Genomic DNA, 13,939 nt, shown 5'->3' on the forward strand with positions numbered 1-13,939 from the left:
GTGCCTGAATTGATTGTAGTCGACAAGCAGGGCGATTCGCCAAGCTTCAGGCAGGCCTATCGCTTGGTGGAGATGGCAGCTGAAACCAACGTCACCGTGCTTCTGTCGGGCGAGACCGGCGTCGGCAGGGAGCGCTGCGTGCGATTCACAGCAGAAGCAAGCATGCTGAGAAGCCTTTCGCGACAATCAACTGCGCAGCACTGCCGCACACCTGATCGAAGCGAAACTGTTCGGCGTGGAAAGGAACCTACACGGGGGTAGCCAGTTCACGCGAGGGCAAATTCGAACGTGCCGATGGTTGCACACGGCTTCTCAATGAACTTGGCGAACTGCCGCTGGGCTCGCAGGCCAAATTGCTGCGCGCTCTGCAGGAAGGCGAGATTGAAAGGCTGGGAGACGACCGTTCGCGCAAGGCGGACGTGCGCGTCGTCGCGGCGACCAACGTCGACCTTCCGGAGGCAGTCAAGGCGGGACGCTTCCGCGCCGATCTGTACTATCGCCTGAGCGTCTACCCGGCCCTGATTCCCCCGCTGCGCGAGCGCTGCAGCGATATCCCGTCCATGGTGTCGACGATGGTCGAGAAGTTCTGCGCGCTGCACGAGAAACGTTGGCCGGCGTGACCGATCTGGCCATGCAGGCTCTGCTGGCCTACGGCTGGCCCGGCAACGTTCGCGAGCTTGGAAACATCATAGAGCGCGGAGTCATTCTGGCAGGGCCTGGCAACTGGATAGAATGCAGGGACCTGTTCCCGATCTTTGTGCTGCCCGAGATGGAGCGGGTCGCCGTCGATCATTCGGGCGAATTGGTTGCCGCTGAGCGCGAACGGGACAGCGCGCCGTGCGAGAAGATCTAAGGCAGCGGAATGTCGCTCCCGTATCTGGGCAATATGGTGCTGCGCGAAGCCGTCGCGCGCTGCAAGGGAACCTGTCCGGTGCAGCGCGGCTGCTCGGCATCGCACGGCCGCAGCTCAGTTAGCGGCTGAGATGCTGTGAGGGCTAGAATCGCGCCACGGGCTGAGCCCATGCACTCCGTTGTTGCGCTCATGGCTGTGGCATGGCTTGCATCTGCTGACAAATTGGCCGATTGCCCGACAGACCCCGCCGTATCGTCCATCGGCAGGCTACCTGAGCTATATCAATGTCCCGAGGTTGCCGATCCGGTTTATGGCGTCTCGGTGGACATGCGCATGTTCGAGTCATCTGGCGCAGTGCTGAGTTCTGCATAGCGGTGCGCCTCAAGATCGAGCAGTTCTAGAAAGCGCTTCACAATTTTCCTGCCTTCGTCCGCCCGCGAGTTCGCGATGATTTCCAGTGCGGGGAGTCCATCAAGCGGCACAATCACCATCCCTGGCGGCGCCACATCGAGTGAGTAGGCACTGCCCAGCATCAGGCCCAAGCCGTCACGCACCAACTGGATGCCAAACAACGCCTGGGTGGCCTCATAGACGACGTTAGGCCTGATGCCTGCGACGTTGCACGCATTCATAATGCCGTCATACACGGGTGGATTGATTTCGCGCGCCGGGAGGATCACGTTCTCATGCTCGAGGCACTGCAGCGGCAACCTACTGGCGGACGCAAGGTGATGATGCTGCGGCAGAAGCAGGCGCCATTGACTGCTGGCTATTCGCAGGCTCCGGATCCCGTCCGACAATTCCATGGGCGGCTGCCATTCTGCCAAAATGATACCAATGCCGACGTCGATGACTCCACGCATCAGCGCGCTACCATGGTGCCCGCAGTAGATATTATGCCGTGTCAGCTTTGCTGTAGGATACGCTTGCTGCAGCATCGACATGGTGGCCGAAAGCATGGGCAAATTGGCGTACTCGACAATGCCTATCGCCATACTGAAGTCCTCGCCGCCCGCAGCGGCTACGGTGCGTTCGGTCAGACGGTCAAGGTCGCTCATTAGCTTTGCAATACCGTCACGAAACACGACGCCAGCAGCCGTCAACGACAGCTGCCGCTGCTCTCGCACAAAGAGCTTAACGCCCAGACTGTCCTCCAACCGGGCGATTTGCTGGCTCAGCGCCGGTTGGGTGATGTGAGCTAACTCGGCGGCCCTCCCGAAATGTAGCTCCTGCGCCAGAAGAATGAAGTTGTGATATACCCTCGATTCCGCCATTCTCATTTTTCTCCACCCGTTTGACGTGGGTAATGCCTGCATATTACTCCTAGTTCCCATTGATGACTGAGCCGATCCACGACGCTTCGACCTACGTTCGAGCCTCGCCTCGCTAGCACAGCGGCCGGGCAGTTCCGCCGCAGGCTTGGCTTTAAAATCGTAAAACGGTGCTGAGAAACTGATAGGCTCATGCATTTCCAGCGAGCCATTTCGACGCGACTTACCGCGCGAAGACTCGACTTTAAGCCAACGCGATCATCGCCCACGATACCCAACACTCCTCCACGCGAGCGTGGAGGTTCCCCAAAATGCTCGCCGGCTGTATGCCAGAAGGCGTGACGAAGGTTACGGTGATCAGCATGCGGAGCGCGCACAAAGACGCATCGCGGCGAAGCGAGTCGATAGCCTCAGCCGGCAACTATGCTGATGACCTGGTCTCCGGCGCCGATATCACTTTGCAGCCATGCTCCACTGCGAACTGTGCCGCTGTCGCACAAACGAGCGCTGCCGCCGCCGCGGTGACGCCAGCTTCGACAAGGTTTTCAGTTGAGGTCGACAGGCTGAGTAGCGTGCCAAGAAGGAGTATCAAGAATTCGGCAATCGTTTCCGCACTCCGACATATCAACTGCTGGTTGCGATCCCGTTTTCCCGGCGGATCATATCGGAACCGAAAGCGGCGATCCAATTAAAAAAAGTTATGAGCCGAATAAATATTTGTTATTGCCAAACATTGCAAAAATGACCGCATTGGAGATGCGGCGAAAATTCGATCGTGGTAGCATAACTCAGCAGTAACCTACATTTGATAAGCACTTAGCGGAGAAAAGGTGCACGAGATATTAAAACGTATTTTTTGGCAAACAGATAATGCTCGGCTCTATCGTTCGATCGCAGTTTGGTTGGCACTACTGTCAGCCGGGTTGGGTGTCAGCGGTGGCGTGCAGGCGGCGCGGCCAATCAAACTGATAGCCAATGAATGGCAACCGTATACCGGCAGCGACGTAATGCAGCAGGGAGTGGCCACTCAAATCGTCCGCGCTGCGTTAAATCGCGCCGGCTACGAGGTCACCATAAGCTTTTCCAACTGGCCCCGGGCGTTGCATACAACATATCATGGAGCGGCCGACGGCGTGGTCGCCGTATACGCCACCACTGCTCGCGCGCAACGACTTTTGTTCAGTGACAAATACCTGGACAGCAGGATCGCTGTCGTCGCAATGACTGGAAACTTCGTCGGATTTCGAAAACTCAGCGAACTCCGGGGCCTGGAGGTCGGAATCGGGCGCGATTACGACTACAGCGACGGATTCCTGAGAGAACCGGGACTGTCGATGCAGCCGGTGGATCACGCGATTCAGAATTTGCTGAAACTTACAATCAGGCGAATAGACGTCGCCATCGAGGATCGTTTGATCATTCAACATAATATACAACGCAATATGGCGAGGCATCCCGAATTAAGATCGATAGTATCTTCCGAAGAGGACTTGCTGGTTTTGCCAATCCATTTTGGCATAAACAAAAATACAAAGGATGCGGAGTTGATTGTTCGGAACTTCAACGCGGCGCTGGGCGCCATGAAGCAGGACGGTACGTTAAGAAAAATATTAGACGAATGGGGAATTCCGTCAATGTAACGGTTTAAAAACCGATGCCCGTATACGGCTTGCCGATTGGCCGACCTATCAATCCACCGAACCGCAAGACAGGCATTTAGGGCGCAAGGCATGCAACGCGGAGCCCGACCCCACCGACTAGAATTGATAACATCGACGACAACGTTCACGCTTGCCAAATGCCGATACCGATGCAGAATGACAACACGCAGATCAGCCTCGCGCCACTGCAGCACACTAGAAAGCACAGCTGATGAGCCCACGGGACACGTTTGCCAAATCTCCCACGCCGCAGGAAGTTTCACTTCACCTACTCTACTCGTGGCCAATCACGGGTAGGTTATCTGGAGCGGCCGCACTCGAAGGTTCACATTTGCTTGGCTTTGAACAATCCTCGCAAGCCCGCGAGCAGATTGATTGCGCCACGAGTAAAAGTTGTGAGGTGGATCTCGGCATGCAACGGGAGGCTTCCCGAGCACGTTGCTTCGATCAAGCGCTAGCGCAAGTGCAGAGGCTTTGGATTGCCGGAGATTATGCAAGTGCGGACGATGCCGCAAGGCGCGCGGCAAGCTTAATGTCACCGCTAACTCCGACATCAGACGTTCTTCGCTATCACCTTTTCTCCGTACTTACCCAAGGTCGCCTGAAGTCATCGAACATCGGCACAACAAATCTCCACTGCGCTGAGCTAAGGCGTCTGGCAAGTGCCGCCTCCGCTAGCGCCTCGGTCGTTGCCGAACTGGCCGCCGCAGTGAACGAGCGATGCGCGGGACAGACCCTGGTCGCGCTTGCGAGCCTGGAGCGCGCATACGACAATGCTGCCCAGCTCGGGCAACATTGGATAGCCGCCGTAGCAGCCGAAGAAGCGGCTTTGGCAGCGTCGCAAGCATGGTTGCACACGGCAGTGGTCCATTATCGTCGGCTGGCGCTAACGAGCTACAAAAGGTCGGGAGTAGCCGGCCGCGTCGACATGCTGACCAGCGAGTGGGGCTGCGTGGATAGCTTTCTGGCGGCGGACGCAGCTTCCGACAGTGCACTGCGCCGGAAGGCGCGAGCGGAGGAAATCGAGCTCTCGATAGCGCATGAAATGAATCAGCCGCTGGCGGCAATTGCCCTGCACGCAGCGGCCGCGCACAAATGGCTCTGCCGCGCAGAGCCTAACGTGGAACGGGCACTGAAATCGTTACACTCCATCAGTGAAGCCGGAACTCAAGCTGGAGAAATCGTTCGTTCTGTCAAGCGACTTGCAACCCACGAAGAGAATCAAGCCGAAAGCGTAGACGTCGACCAGGCTATTGTCGATGTCATGTGCATGTTGGAGTGCAATCTCCGCCAGCACGACATCAGGACGAAGCTCGAACTCAATTCGGGCAGCGCGCAAATACAGGCAGATCGGGTCCAGCTCAAGCAAGTGATCACGAACCTTGTCATGAATTCCATCGAAGCGCTTTCGGGTGACCAGCGCCTGCCTGGTACCCGGCACATCATTGTAGGGACTTCAGGAGTAAAAGGCGAACAAATCGAGATCACGGTAGAAGATAACGGCCCCGGGGTTGAGCCGACACATCGCGACCTCATTTTCAGCGGTCGCTTCACTACAAAAGCCGGCAATTCCGGTTTGGGCCTGCCGATCTGCCTGGCAATCATTCATTCCCATCACGGCACCATCGTGTTCGAGCCCCAAGATCCGCATGGCGCACGCTTTCGTATCCGTTTTCCGATTGATCGGCTTCAGTGATTGTCACCAGCGAATGCCGTCGTTTCAACGGCTACCCGACTTAGCAATTCCGAGCTGTTCGGCCTGGCGCACCAGATCCGGCAGCGAGCGCGCAGCCATCTTTTCCATCAGGTTCCGCTTGTGGATCTTCGCCATGATCTCGCTCACACCCAATCGGTGTGCCAATTGCTTGATCAACAGTCCGCCGATCACCAGCGCCATTGTCTCCTGCTCGCGTCGCGTCAGACCGGCATACCTACCACGTAATTCGGCCAACTCGCGGCGACGGCCATAGCTGGCCTCATCGAAAGCAAGCGCTTCGCGCACCGCAACGAGCAACTGCTCCGGATTGACTGGCTTGATCAGGAAGTCCTTGGCCCCTGCTTTCATCGCCTGCACGGTCAATGGAATAGTGCCATACCCGGTCATGAAGATGATGGGCATCGCCAGCCCCCGGTTCGCAAATTCCGCCGCGACATCCAGTCCAGTTGATTCAGGCATGGCCATGTCGCAGATCAGGCAGGATGGCGCTTCGGGCTTAGCCGCAGCAAAGAAAGCGCTACCGGTAGCGAAATCACTTGTGTCAAAGCCTTCCGCAGCGAGCAGGTTCACCACGGAGCCGCGAACGGCGTCGTCGTCATCTACGACATAAATCACTGGTTTCATTCTGTGTTCCTAAGCAGGCTTACGGCAAGCGCCGCCAAGCGCCTGCGCTGCCATTGTAAAGGTAAAATTGCAGCCATGCGGTATCTGATCCGCACCAGGGACGCCCCCCCCTTGCACCTCGTTGATGCACTGGCAGATGGCAAGGTTGAAGCGCCACGAGCATCGTAGACACTCCTGAGCCATAATTTAGGCAAGGGAGAAATCATGAGCAGGAAGCGGTATACAGAAGAATTTAAGGTCGCTGCGGTCAAGCAGGTTGTTGATCGCGGCCATCCTGCGGCCGAGGTCGCTGAACGGCTTGGCGTCAGCATCCACAGCATTTATGCATGGACAAAGCGTTACGGCGTACCCGAAGTCGAGCGCAAGGCTCAGGATGCCCAGTCCGACGAGATGCGGCGACTAAAGGCCGAGCTGAAGCGCGTTACCGAGGAGCGTGACATCTTGAAAAAGGCCGCGGTGTACTTTGCCAAGACGTCCGGGTAAGGTACGCCTTCATTCAAGAAATACAGGACGAATTTCCGGTGCGGCGCTTGTGCAAGATGATGGGAGTTCATCCCAGCGGCTTCTATGCGTGGCGCGTTTAGCCAGAAAGCAAGCGGGCCAAGGAAGACAAGCGCCTGCTCGGTCACATTAAGCAGTCATGGCTGGAAAGCGGCGCGGTCTACGGCTACCGCAAGGTATGCGACGATCTGCGTGATCTCGGAGAGCGATGTGGCATCAATCGCGTTCACCGCATCATGCGCTCAGCCGGCCTGCGCTCGCAGACCGGATACGGCAAGCGCAAGTGGAAAGGCGGCGGCGTGCCATCGGTGGTGGCGCCGAATCATCTACAGCGGCAATTCGACGTGCTTGAACCAAATCGGGTTTGGGTGACAGACATAACCTACGTTCGAACCCATGAAGGCTGGCTATACCTGGCAGTTGTGCTCGACCTCTTTTCACGCCAGGTCGTCGGGTGGTCGATGCGTTCACGGATTGATACGGAGCTGGCCATGAATGCGCTGCTGATGGCGGTTTGGCGACGCAAGCCGACCGATCCGGTGATGGTTCATTCGGATCAGGGCTCGCAGTTCACCAGCAAGGACTGGCGCGATTTTTTGACTGAGCACAGGCTCGAGCCGAGCATGAGCCGACGTGGAAACTGTCACGATAATGCTTGTGCTGAAAGCTTCTTTCAGCTTCTGAAGCGCGAGCGCATCAAGCGCAAGACTTATGCAACCAGGGACGTCGCCCGGCAGGACATCTTCGACTACATCGAGATGTTCTACAATCCGAAGCGCCGTCACGGATTTAATGACAGGCTTTCGCCGGCAGAGTTTGAGCGAAGGCATTTTGAACGGCTCGCGGGTGTCTAGCAGACTCGTGGCGATTCAATGATTCTTTCGCTTAATCGCATCTATCGCAGCTGCCGCATCCTCAGCAGTCTTTGCATCCGAACGATTGAGCAATTCCTTCAGGTGGGGAATCGCATCGGCACGCAAAGAATACGCACAGATGCAGCACGCTCGGTAGCGAACCAGTGCCGCTTTGTCATTAAGGGCGCGGATACCTAGTTCGAATGCAGTTTGGGAAATGCGAGCATAACGAATAGCGTGAAAGGCGAGAGCTACACGACCTTGCGCTTTTTTTGTGCTGTCATAGGCGTCAGCCAAAAACGGAACGACGTCCACTCCAAGCGGGCGTAACTGAGCCCAGGTTGCTTCTTGGTCGCCTGCGCTCGTCGTGTCTAGGCTCTTTACCAATTCCCTTATTTTCAAATCATCCATTCGCTGCATCGCATATTTTTTGATTGACCGCTGATGGCCGCTATACGTCATAACTGAATGCTGTAACTTGCCAGTTGGGCTCTAGTTTGAGACGGAAGCCGTATGGGGCAGGTCGGGTGATGTCGTATCGTCCAGCAAATAAATTTGCAGCAGCGAACTCGATAAACTTACCATCCTTGCCAGTCACTACTCTCGCGCCAGGGCTACCTAAAAGATTTAAGAGAACCACGGGCTCTGTCATCCCTTCACAGCGAATCGCCAGCTCCACATCACCTGCCATCGGCCAGATGGTAATAGCTAAATTCAGCGGCTGGCGGTCAACTGAGTAACTATACGAGATGCCGTACTCTTCGCCAACAGGCACTACGCCCAAGGCATCAAGAAAATCTAGTGGTTCCCAGGAAAATTCTGGCATTCAAACTCCGATGAATTTATTAGTACAAAAACACGCATTGCTGCGGTAATCGTGACAGTCCGCTACTGGCCGATGGCGGTCTCAGCTGCAAAGGCCTAAAATTACTTCCATCGTACAGATCGCCGAAGCCGGGCCTGCCTTCTGCATTTTTCATTGCGTCCTGGAGCGAGGAAAACCCGCCACCACCGGCGTTAAAGTAGTTTCGCTCCGTCGTCGAACCGAACCACAAATAGTAAGTATCAACTTCGATATCATTTTCCAGCTCCGGTAAGTCTTCGTAGTCGCCGCTACCGAAGCGAACGGGGCTATACACTATACAGATGTCGCATTCAATCGTATTATCGTACAGAAAGGTCCCTGTTGCGACTACATTATCTTTATTGGGGATGCCAGTCATATTTGAGGGTGACATTTTAATGAACATTACCATTGAAGATGTGTGAACTTGATATCACATCCATAGTAGATTGAAGTCAAATCTTGCACCGTCCGCTCCTGGCCGGTATCTGCCTGAAATAAGGTGACATTCAGACCGCATATCGATCAATAATTGCACAAATCTGCTTACCAATCACGTCACCACGGCCGTGCGCCCGGGACCGAGCCGTCGCGCCCATCCATCCGGCAATTTGGGAATTAGCTCCATGCGTCATTAGCAGCTGGACCATTTCAAGGCAGTTGCCCTGCACGGCAAAGCTGAGCGGAGTTTCACCAATTTTTTCCTCGTCATGTGCATTTACATCAGCACCTCGACTCACAAGCAATTCCGCAGTTGCATAATGCCCTTCTTCGACAGCATAGTGCAACGGCGTTCGACACAGGTCATCGAATAAATTGACATCGAAGCGATCATTCAAGAGTCGTTCGACCTCTGCGTGATTTCCTACCTGGGCAGCACGATGTAGTTGTTCAACGTCAAACCAATCTTCCCGATAGACCATGTTAATCCAATAGCAGCTTCTACAATTCCGGCGCGGAACTTTATTCACTCGACGGACAGCTTTTGGCCGAGAATGGGTAGCCACAAAAGGATATCACCTTGCACAAGTAGAAAAATACGCATATTCTCACCGTTGAGCAAATTTCGTCCTCGGCCGACCGTGGAAAAGCTTCGACTGCAGAGCGTGGCATCAACAGTTCTACGATGTACAATCGCTCATTCCAACCACCTGAAAGGCCCTCCATGTCAGCTACGTATCAGGACTACCAGAAGCAAATCGCAGAACTTCAAGCCAAGGCTGAAGAGGCTCGCCGCAACGAGGTTGCCGGTGCACGGGCACAGATTCTATCCATTATGCGCGAATACGGATTGACCGTGGCCGATATCGGCGAAGGCGTAAAGCCTCCCAAGGCCGCGCGCAAGGCTGTTGAAGTCAAATATAGGGATGAGGCGACCGGGTCCACCTGGACCGGACGCGGACGCGCACCGAAATGGCTGGACGGTAAAGATAAAGGTCAATTCCTCGTTCGTTAAATCGGATGCGGCGCGCGCCAGATAAATGCCGACAGCGCATCTGATCAGTTTCTTGGCGCTGCCACCACTGCGGCCTCAACGCCGCGAACAATGCCCGTAATGCAAGGGGCGGCCGTACCGCGCCGCCCCTTTGCCTCCCGCATCATCGTTCCGTCCTAAGCGCGTTGCGCCACGTCGCACGCTGGCTGGCACACAACGCCGATCGCCGCATCCCTCCGCGCGTCGGCGAAGCCTTGCTGCCACATCGCTGCCAACGAACTGTCCAGCGCGAACAGCGTTGGCATCGCCCTGGCGCCAGCCACATAGGCGGCGTACCCATGCCGCATCGCACGCCGGAACAAGGCGCGCAGCTCTTCGGTGCCACCCAACAAATCGACCTCCGGCCGCCAGCTTGCACGCCACTGCTCCAGCGCGACCCACTCGGCCTGCCCCGGAACGGCCTCGTCTTCCGGTGCACCGCCGCACAAGGGGCGCGAGCGTGCCCCGCCATCACTACCGACACTGGTCATGTTCCGCTCCTTCCTGCACTTTCAGCTCGTCCCAGGCCACGCCGCCATAATCGCGGCAAATATCCCTGGCCGAGCACAAGGAACCATCCTTCAGATTGCAAAAGCAGATGCAGGTGCGGTTGGTGCGAATGAACGGCGTACCGTCCCGCGCCCGCAGCCGCCTGCCCGGCCTTAGCTGCTCCAGCCACGCCAACAGCGGGGCGCACAGCGCGTCGAGCTGCGTGCCCGGCCTATCCTGTTGTGGCTGCCACTCCATGCGTTTCATGATGACCTCCTTCTTCGCATGACTACCTGTTCGCGGCAAAAGCGCCGTTCCCCCGCGGCACGGTTGAACGCGCTGGAATCCATGCCTACCATGGTTACCAGCGAACCGGACCCGCGCAAGCGCGCCTGCACCGCATTTCCATCAACTGCTCACGCCACGGCCAAGATCCATGCTGCGACTAGGACCCCATATCCGCCTGACCCAGGCCGAGATCGACTACCTGATCCACATCACCGGCTTCGAACCCGGCCCGATCCGGCGCATGGACGATCTGCACCGCTACATCAACAAGTGCAAGCGCCACTACTGGGGCACCTCCAGGGCCACCCGGGAACTGCACCGTCTGATCGACGATGCCTACCTCGGGTGCCTGGAGGGGCACCAGCTAGCGGCCGTCTGAGCCGGCCTGCGCCTGCGCCTTCGCTTCCACCGGCGCCGTCGGCACGGCATGCTTGGTGCGCTTGCCGAGCTTGCGCAGCTGGCCGGCCGCAGGCTCGTCCCGCAAACCAAACAGCGCCGCACCGGCGTCGCAACAGAACCGTCCTGCGCGCAGGAGTGCGGCGAGCGGACTGCCAAGCAACGCCCACGCCAGCTTACGGAGCGCCTTGCCTGCCGCCTGCGCCCGCTGGCGCCGTTCTTTTTCGCGCCGCAGCGACTGGCGGCAGCGCAGGTACAGGCCGGAATGCTGCCGCCTGGCCTGCTCGTCCTGGTCCATATGCGCGATCAGTTCGGCCGCGACGGCCGGATCACCGGCTGCCCGGTAAAACTCGGCCCACACCCGTTCCTCCTCGCGGCCCATGCGGCGCGCGTTGCGCCCGGGCCGATCTTCCCATTCCTTGCTCATGGTGACCTCCATCAAAATATGGCGCGGCACCGGGCCCTCGCGGGACATCGATGCCCCGCCGGTTCAACACACACACTCTCTCCTCGTTACCTCCACGGCGGCGCCAGCCGCATCGCCGTTAGCTTGCACCGCAGACGACGCGCCTACGGCTGGCCCCAGAACATGTCGCCGTCCTCATGGCCACAGGCGCGACAGTTGACCTGCCAGTGCTGGTTGATCGCGCCGTCGGCCGTTTCCCAGCGGCGGTAGCGCGCGCCGGGCTGGCCGCACGCCTGACAGACGTCTTCATACGACACGTCCTCCAACTTATACCCCTCCGGCTCGATGCAGCCGCCGTACACGACCGACCTCATGACAACATCCCCCAGGCACACGACAGCAGGTGCCCGATCAACACGCCCAGGGCGCCAGGCACGGACGCGGTCAGCAGCACCGCTTTGCTGGCAACGAACGCGTCGCCGCGTGCGCGCCAACGGTCCAGCGCGACGGTGCTGCACGGCGGAACAGGCTTCTTCGCGCGCGGCGGGTCGGCGTGTACGCCGTCCAGCAACGCGCAGACGGGACGCGCGGGACGTCCCTTTTCATCAATGTGGAACATGGTGCCTCTCCTTTTCTACATGAAAGCGGAGACGGCCATTCCCATGGGCGGGAACCATGTCCCCGCCGTGCGCCGGAACGGCGCCACTGGGTCGGCCCGCGCGAGCGGGCAGAAAAAAGGCCCGTGATTCTGACGAATCAGGGCCTCAACCTAGGAAAGCGCGCAATGTCGCTTCCACGAACGCAGGCACAGGGTGCCGGCGCCAACCAATGGTAATACAAAGACGATCCTGCACAGGCAGCGCAGAACCATGCCGGCAGCGATACCGGCAAGATGAAGACGGGTGACGACCGCAACGCCTTGTTCAATCAAGGTCCCGGAGAGGCACCGCGATGGCACGTGCCGGGAGCAGTGCGGGAACGATTCCCACAGTAAGCGTCTTCATCATTGCACCAGACTGCGGCCATTTCAAGGTGCCCGGGACGCACGGTGCACCGTAAAACCGCGCATGCGTCGGTATCATGAATTCAGTGGGTCGCTACACGAGGGGAAAATTCGTCCGCAAATTAGTGCGCCGCTTTCCGAAGAAGCTCTACCGTCTCGTAAGCACGAGTCAACGAATCTTCATCAACCCGCAGGGTGAATCGCCACGAGCATCATAGACACTCCTGAGCCATAATTTAGGCAAAGGTGTGATCCGCTTGGGTTCGATGGACACTTTGGATACGAGAATTTGGTCGGTCAATGGCCCATGTCAAGCCCTTCAGAAACCATACTCCGAGCGAAGGCCGTGGGAGTTTGGTCGTTGAGAGCCATGTGAGGCCGAATCTCATTGTAGTCCACGCGCCAGGCCTCCACGATGGCCTGGACCTCGGCCAAGGAAGTGAACCAGTGGACGTTGAGGCATTCATCGCGCAGCGATCCGTTGAACGTTTCGATGTAGCAGTTGTCGGTCGGCTTGCCTGGCCGGCTGAAATCGATCTTGGCCTGGTGGTGATAGGCCCATAGGTCCAGCATCTGCCCCGAAAATTCGCTGCCGTTATCGACAAACAGGCACCGCGGCGGCGCGCGTTTTGCAATAACCCGGTTAAGCGCTGCGACCACATCCTCGCCACGGAGGCGATGGCCGGCCACGATGGCCAGGGATTCTCGGCTGTAGATGTCAATGATCGTCAGCAGCCGTATCTTGGTCCCATCGGCGAGTTGGTCGGCGACGAAATCCATGCTCCACGCGTCGTTTGCCCGACGGGGTTGCATGCGCGCTTGGCGGGCAACAGCGCTCTTGCGCCGCTTCTTGCGCCAGGCGCGCAACTGCAACTGCTCCAAGCAATACCAGCGGTAAGTCTGGTTGACGCCCAGTTGGAAGCCCTCGCGTTTGAGCAGCACGTGCAACCGCCGGTAGCCCCAGCGCACCCGCACTTGGGCCAGTTCCCGCAAGCGTTGCCGCAGCGCCAGCTTGGGGTCCTTCCTGCTCGACAGATATTGCGTGCTGCGCACTTGCTTGATCAGTCGGCAGGCCCGCGCCAGTTTCAATCCGTAATGATCGATGATGTATGCCACCCCCGCTCGTTTCAGCGCGGGCCGTCCCACTTTTTTGACGCAACGTCCTGCAGGATCGCCTTGTCCAGGCTCAGCTCGGCCACCAACTTCTTCAGCCGCGCGTTCTCGTCCTGCAAAATCTTGAGTTCACGAACGCCCTCGGATTGCATGCCGCCATACTGCTTTTTCCAGCGATAAAAGGTCTGCTCAGAAATGCCGAGCTGCCTGACAATGTCCCCAACTGCCATGCCCAGTTCAGCCTGCTTCAACACGGATACAATCTGTTCCGCCGGAAAATGTTTGCGTTTCATGGTCAAGCCCTCCCGTTCAGGAATTATTGACCAAAAACTCGCGTCCCGAAGTGTCTAATTTTGCCAAGGCAGATCAAGTCGGAGGCTCAGCCTTACATCCAACTCGTCACTGTTGGAAAAAGGAGCCAACAAAAAACCTGCCGGCGTGAACA

17 protein-coding genes and 2 pseudogenes are annotated in these 13,939 nt (G+C 57.7%); 8 read left to right on the top strand and 11 right to left on the bottom strand.

All coding sequences use genetic code 11. From position 1 onward, the window contains the following. The 3 genes and pseudogenes from ASC94_RS34285 to ASC94_RS33190 all read left to right on the top strand — a co-directional run bounded on the left by ASC94_RS34285 (position 1) and on the right by ASC94_RS33190 (position 853). The gene (locus tag ASC94_RS34285) at positions 1-261 is read left to right on the top strand and encodes a sigma 54-interacting transcriptional regulator (RefSeq protein WP_200955679.1); all 261 of its coding nucleotides are present in this window, start codon (positions 1-3) and stop codon (positions 259-261) included. Between the two features lie 38 nt (positions 262-299). Then, positions 300-620, top strand: a pseudogene (locus ASC94_RS34035) (sigma 54-interacting transcriptional regulator); the annotation flags it as partial. Further along, complete coding sequence (locus tag ASC94_RS33190) at positions 608-853, top strand: hypothetical protein (protein WP_056395142.1); 246 nt, start codon at positions 608-610, stop codon at positions 851-853. The pseudogene ASC94_RS34035 and the gene ASC94_RS33190, both read left to right, overlap by 13 nt. Before the next feature lie 308 nt (positions 854-1,161). On the opposite strand, the gene ASC94_RS12760 is transcribed toward ASC94_RS33190, so the two are convergent. Beyond that, positions 1,162-2,127: a LysR family transcriptional regulator gene (locus ASC94_RS12760; RefSeq protein WP_162251419.1), complete on the bottom strand. Its 966-nt coding sequence runs from the start codon at positions 2,125-2,127 to the stop codon at positions 1,162-1,164. An 827-nt stretch (positions 2,128-2,954) separates the two neighbouring features. Between ASC94_RS12760 and ASC94_RS12765 the strand changes: the two genes are divergently transcribed. Together ASC94_RS12765 and ASC94_RS12770 are read left to right on the top strand one after the other, a co-directional pair. Continuing rightward, entirely contained in the window at positions 2,955-3,764 is an 810-nt protein-coding gene (locus tag ASC94_RS12765) for an ABC transporter substrate-binding protein (protein WP_157201419.1), read from the top strand. 232 nt (positions 3,765-3,996) lie between these two features. Continuing rightward, complete coding sequence (locus tag ASC94_RS12770; RefSeq protein ID WP_082616474.1) at positions 3,997-5,481, top strand: sensor histidine kinase; 1,485 nt, start codon at positions 3,997-3,999, stop codon at positions 5,479-5,481. A gap of 24 nt (positions 5,482-5,505) precedes the next feature. Here the strand turns inward: ASC94_RS12770 and ASC94_RS12775 are convergent, their stop codons facing one another. Beyond that, positions 5,506-6,126, bottom strand: coding sequence for a response regulator transcription factor (locus ASC94_RS12775; RefSeq protein ID WP_056395148.1), 621 nt, complete (start codon positions 6,124-6,126; stop codon positions 5,506-5,508). Between the two features lie 204 nt (positions 6,127-6,330). On the opposite strand from ASC94_RS12775, the pseudogene ASC94_RS12785 reads away from it, so the two are divergent. Beyond that, positions 6,331-7,481 (top strand): annotated as a pseudogene (locus ASC94_RS12785) (IS3 family transposase). Between the two features lie 15 nt (positions 7,482-7,496). On the opposite strand, the gene ASC94_RS32565 reads toward ASC94_RS12785, so the two are convergent. The 3 genes from ASC94_RS32565 to ASC94_RS31830 form a co-directional block, all read right to left on the bottom strand. Next, positions 7,497-7,943: a hypothetical protein gene (locus tag ASC94_RS32565; RefSeq protein WP_162251420.1), complete on the bottom strand. Its 447-nt coding sequence runs from the start codon at positions 7,941-7,943 to the stop codon at positions 7,497-7,499. Then, positions 7,933-8,307: a hypothetical protein gene (locus ASC94_RS33680; RefSeq protein ID WP_229417255.1), complete on the bottom strand. Its 375-nt coding sequence runs from the start codon at positions 8,305-8,307 to the stop codon at positions 7,933-7,935. The genes ASC94_RS32565 and ASC94_RS33680 overlap by 11 nt, the downstream gene beginning before the upstream one ends. Before the next feature lie 527 nt (positions 8,308-8,834). Beyond that, the gene (locus ASC94_RS31830) at positions 8,835-9,248 is read right to left on the bottom strand and encodes an ankyrin repeat domain-containing protein (RefSeq protein WP_082616475.1); all 414 of its coding nucleotides are present in this window, start codon (positions 9,246-9,248) and stop codon (positions 8,835-8,837) included. A 242-nt stretch (positions 9,249-9,490) separates the two neighbouring features. Between ASC94_RS31830 and ASC94_RS31835 the strand changes: the two genes are divergently transcribed. Further along, positions 9,491-9,781: an H-NS family nucleoid-associated regulatory protein gene (locus tag ASC94_RS31835; RefSeq protein WP_082616476.1), complete on the top strand. Its 291-nt coding sequence runs from the start codon at positions 9,491-9,493 to the stop codon at positions 9,779-9,781. Between the two features lie 155 nt (positions 9,782-9,936). Here ASC94_RS31835 and ASC94_RS12790 read toward each other — a convergent pair whose 3' ends face one another. Together ASC94_RS12790 and ASC94_RS12795 are read right to left on the bottom strand one after the other, a co-directional pair. Beyond that, positions 9,937-10,290, bottom strand: coding sequence for a hypothetical protein (locus ASC94_RS12790; protein ID WP_056395151.1), 354 nt, complete (start codon positions 10,288-10,290; stop codon positions 9,937-9,939). Beyond that, complete coding sequence (locus ASC94_RS12795; RefSeq protein ID WP_157201421.1) at positions 10,274-10,555, bottom strand: hypothetical protein; 282 nt, start codon at positions 10,553-10,555, stop codon at positions 10,274-10,276. Before ASC94_RS12795 ends, ASC94_RS12790 begins: the two co-directional genes overlap by 17 nt. Positions 10,556-10,724: 169 nt before the next feature. On the opposite strand from ASC94_RS12795, the gene ASC94_RS12800 reads away from it, so the two are divergent. Beyond that, positions 10,725-10,955, top strand: a complete 231-nt coding sequence (locus tag ASC94_RS12800) for a hypothetical protein (protein WP_056395156.1) — start codon at positions 10,725-10,727, stop codon at positions 10,953-10,955. On the opposite strand, the gene ASC94_RS12805 is transcribed toward ASC94_RS12800, so the two are convergent. From ASC94_RS12805 to ASC94_RS12820, 4 genes are all read right to left on the bottom strand, one after another. Further along, on the bottom strand, positions 10,941-11,399 hold the full coding sequence (locus ASC94_RS12805; RefSeq protein WP_157201422.1) for a hypothetical protein: 459 nt from the start codon (positions 11,397-11,399) through the stop codon (positions 10,941-10,943). The two genes, ASC94_RS12800 and ASC94_RS12805, sit on opposite strands and share 15 nt — an antisense overlap. A gap of 143 nt (positions 11,400-11,542) precedes the next feature. Then, positions 11,543-11,752 (bottom strand): hypothetical protein, encoded by a 210-nt coding sequence (locus ASC94_RS12810; protein ID WP_056395160.1) that lies wholly within the window; start codon positions 11,750-11,752, stop codon positions 11,543-11,545. After that, positions 11,749-11,997, bottom strand: a complete 249-nt coding sequence (locus tag ASC94_RS12815) for a hypothetical protein (protein WP_157201423.1) — start codon at positions 11,995-11,997, stop codon at positions 11,749-11,751. The genes ASC94_RS12810 and ASC94_RS12815 overlap by 4 nt, the downstream gene beginning before the upstream one ends. A 681-nt stretch (positions 11,998-12,678) precedes the next feature. After that, a protein-coding gene (locus tag ASC94_RS12820; RefSeq protein ID WP_157201424.1) for an IS3 family transposase occupies positions 12,679-13,787 on the bottom strand; the annotation gives its coding sequence in 2 pieces (ribosomal slippage) (positions 12,679-13,535 and positions 13,535-13,787; 1,110 coding nt in all). Between the last annotated feature and the right edge of the window lie 152 nt (positions 13,788-13,939).

Origin of the sequence: Massilia sp. Root418 (assembly GCF_001425265.1) — a bacterium.
Taxonomy (GTDB): Bacteria; Pseudomonadota; Gammaproteobacteria; order Burkholderiales; family Burkholderiaceae_D; genus Rugamonas.

What these genes read in the sequence shown, in the direction of transcription:
- ASC94_RS12760 (WP_162251419.1), bottom strand. Translation starts at nt 2,127, where the DNA reads ATGGCGGAATCGAGGGTATATCACAACTTCATTCTTCTGGCGCAGGAG.
- ASC94_RS12770 (WP_082616474.1), top strand. Translation starts at nt 3,997, where the DNA reads ATGAGCCCACGGGACACGTTTGCCAAATCTCCCACGCCGCAGGAAGTT.
- ASC94_RS12775 (WP_056395148.1), bottom strand. Translation starts at nt 6,126, where the DNA reads ATGAAACCAGTGATTTATGTCGTAGATGACGACGACGCCGTTCGCGGC.
- ASC94_RS32565 (WP_162251420.1), bottom strand. Translation starts at nt 7,943, where the DNA reads ATGACGTATAGCGGCCATCAGCGGTCAATCAAAAAATATGCGATGCAG.
- ASC94_RS33680 (WP_229417255.1), bottom strand. Translation starts at nt 8,307, where the DNA reads ATGCCAGAATTTTCCTGGGAACCACTAGATTTTCTTGATGCCTTGGGC.
- ASC94_RS31830 (WP_082616475.1), bottom strand. Translation starts at nt 9,248, where the DNA reads ATGGTCTATCGGGAAGATTGGTTTGACGTTGAACAACTACATCGTGCT.
- ASC94_RS31835 (WP_082616476.1), top strand. Translation starts at nt 9,491, where the DNA reads ATGTCAGCTACGTATCAGGACTACCAGAAGCAAATCGCAGAACTTCAA.
- ASC94_RS12790 (WP_056395151.1), bottom strand. Translation starts at nt 10,290, where the DNA reads ATGACCAGTGTCGGTAGTGATGGCGGGGCACGCTCGCGCCCCTTGTGC.
- ASC94_RS12795 (WP_157201421.1), bottom strand. Translation starts at nt 10,555, where the DNA reads ATGAAACGCATGGAGTGGCAGCCACAACAGGATAGGCCGGGCACGCAG.
- ASC94_RS12800 (WP_056395156.1), top strand. Translation starts at nt 10,725, where the DNA reads ATGCTGCGACTAGGACCCCATATCCGCCTGACCCAGGCCGAGATCGAC.
- ASC94_RS12805 (WP_157201422.1), bottom strand. Translation starts at nt 11,399, where the DNA reads ATGAGCAAGGAATGGGAAGATCGGCCCGGGCGCAACGCGCGCCGCATG.
- ASC94_RS12810 (WP_056395160.1), bottom strand. Translation starts at nt 11,752, where the DNA reads ATGAGGTCGGTCGTGTACGGCGGCTGCATCGAGCCGGAGGGGTATAAG.
- ASC94_RS12815 (WP_157201423.1), bottom strand. Translation starts at nt 11,997, where the DNA reads ATGTTCCACATTGATGAAAAGGGACGTCCCGCGCGTCCCGTCTGCGCG.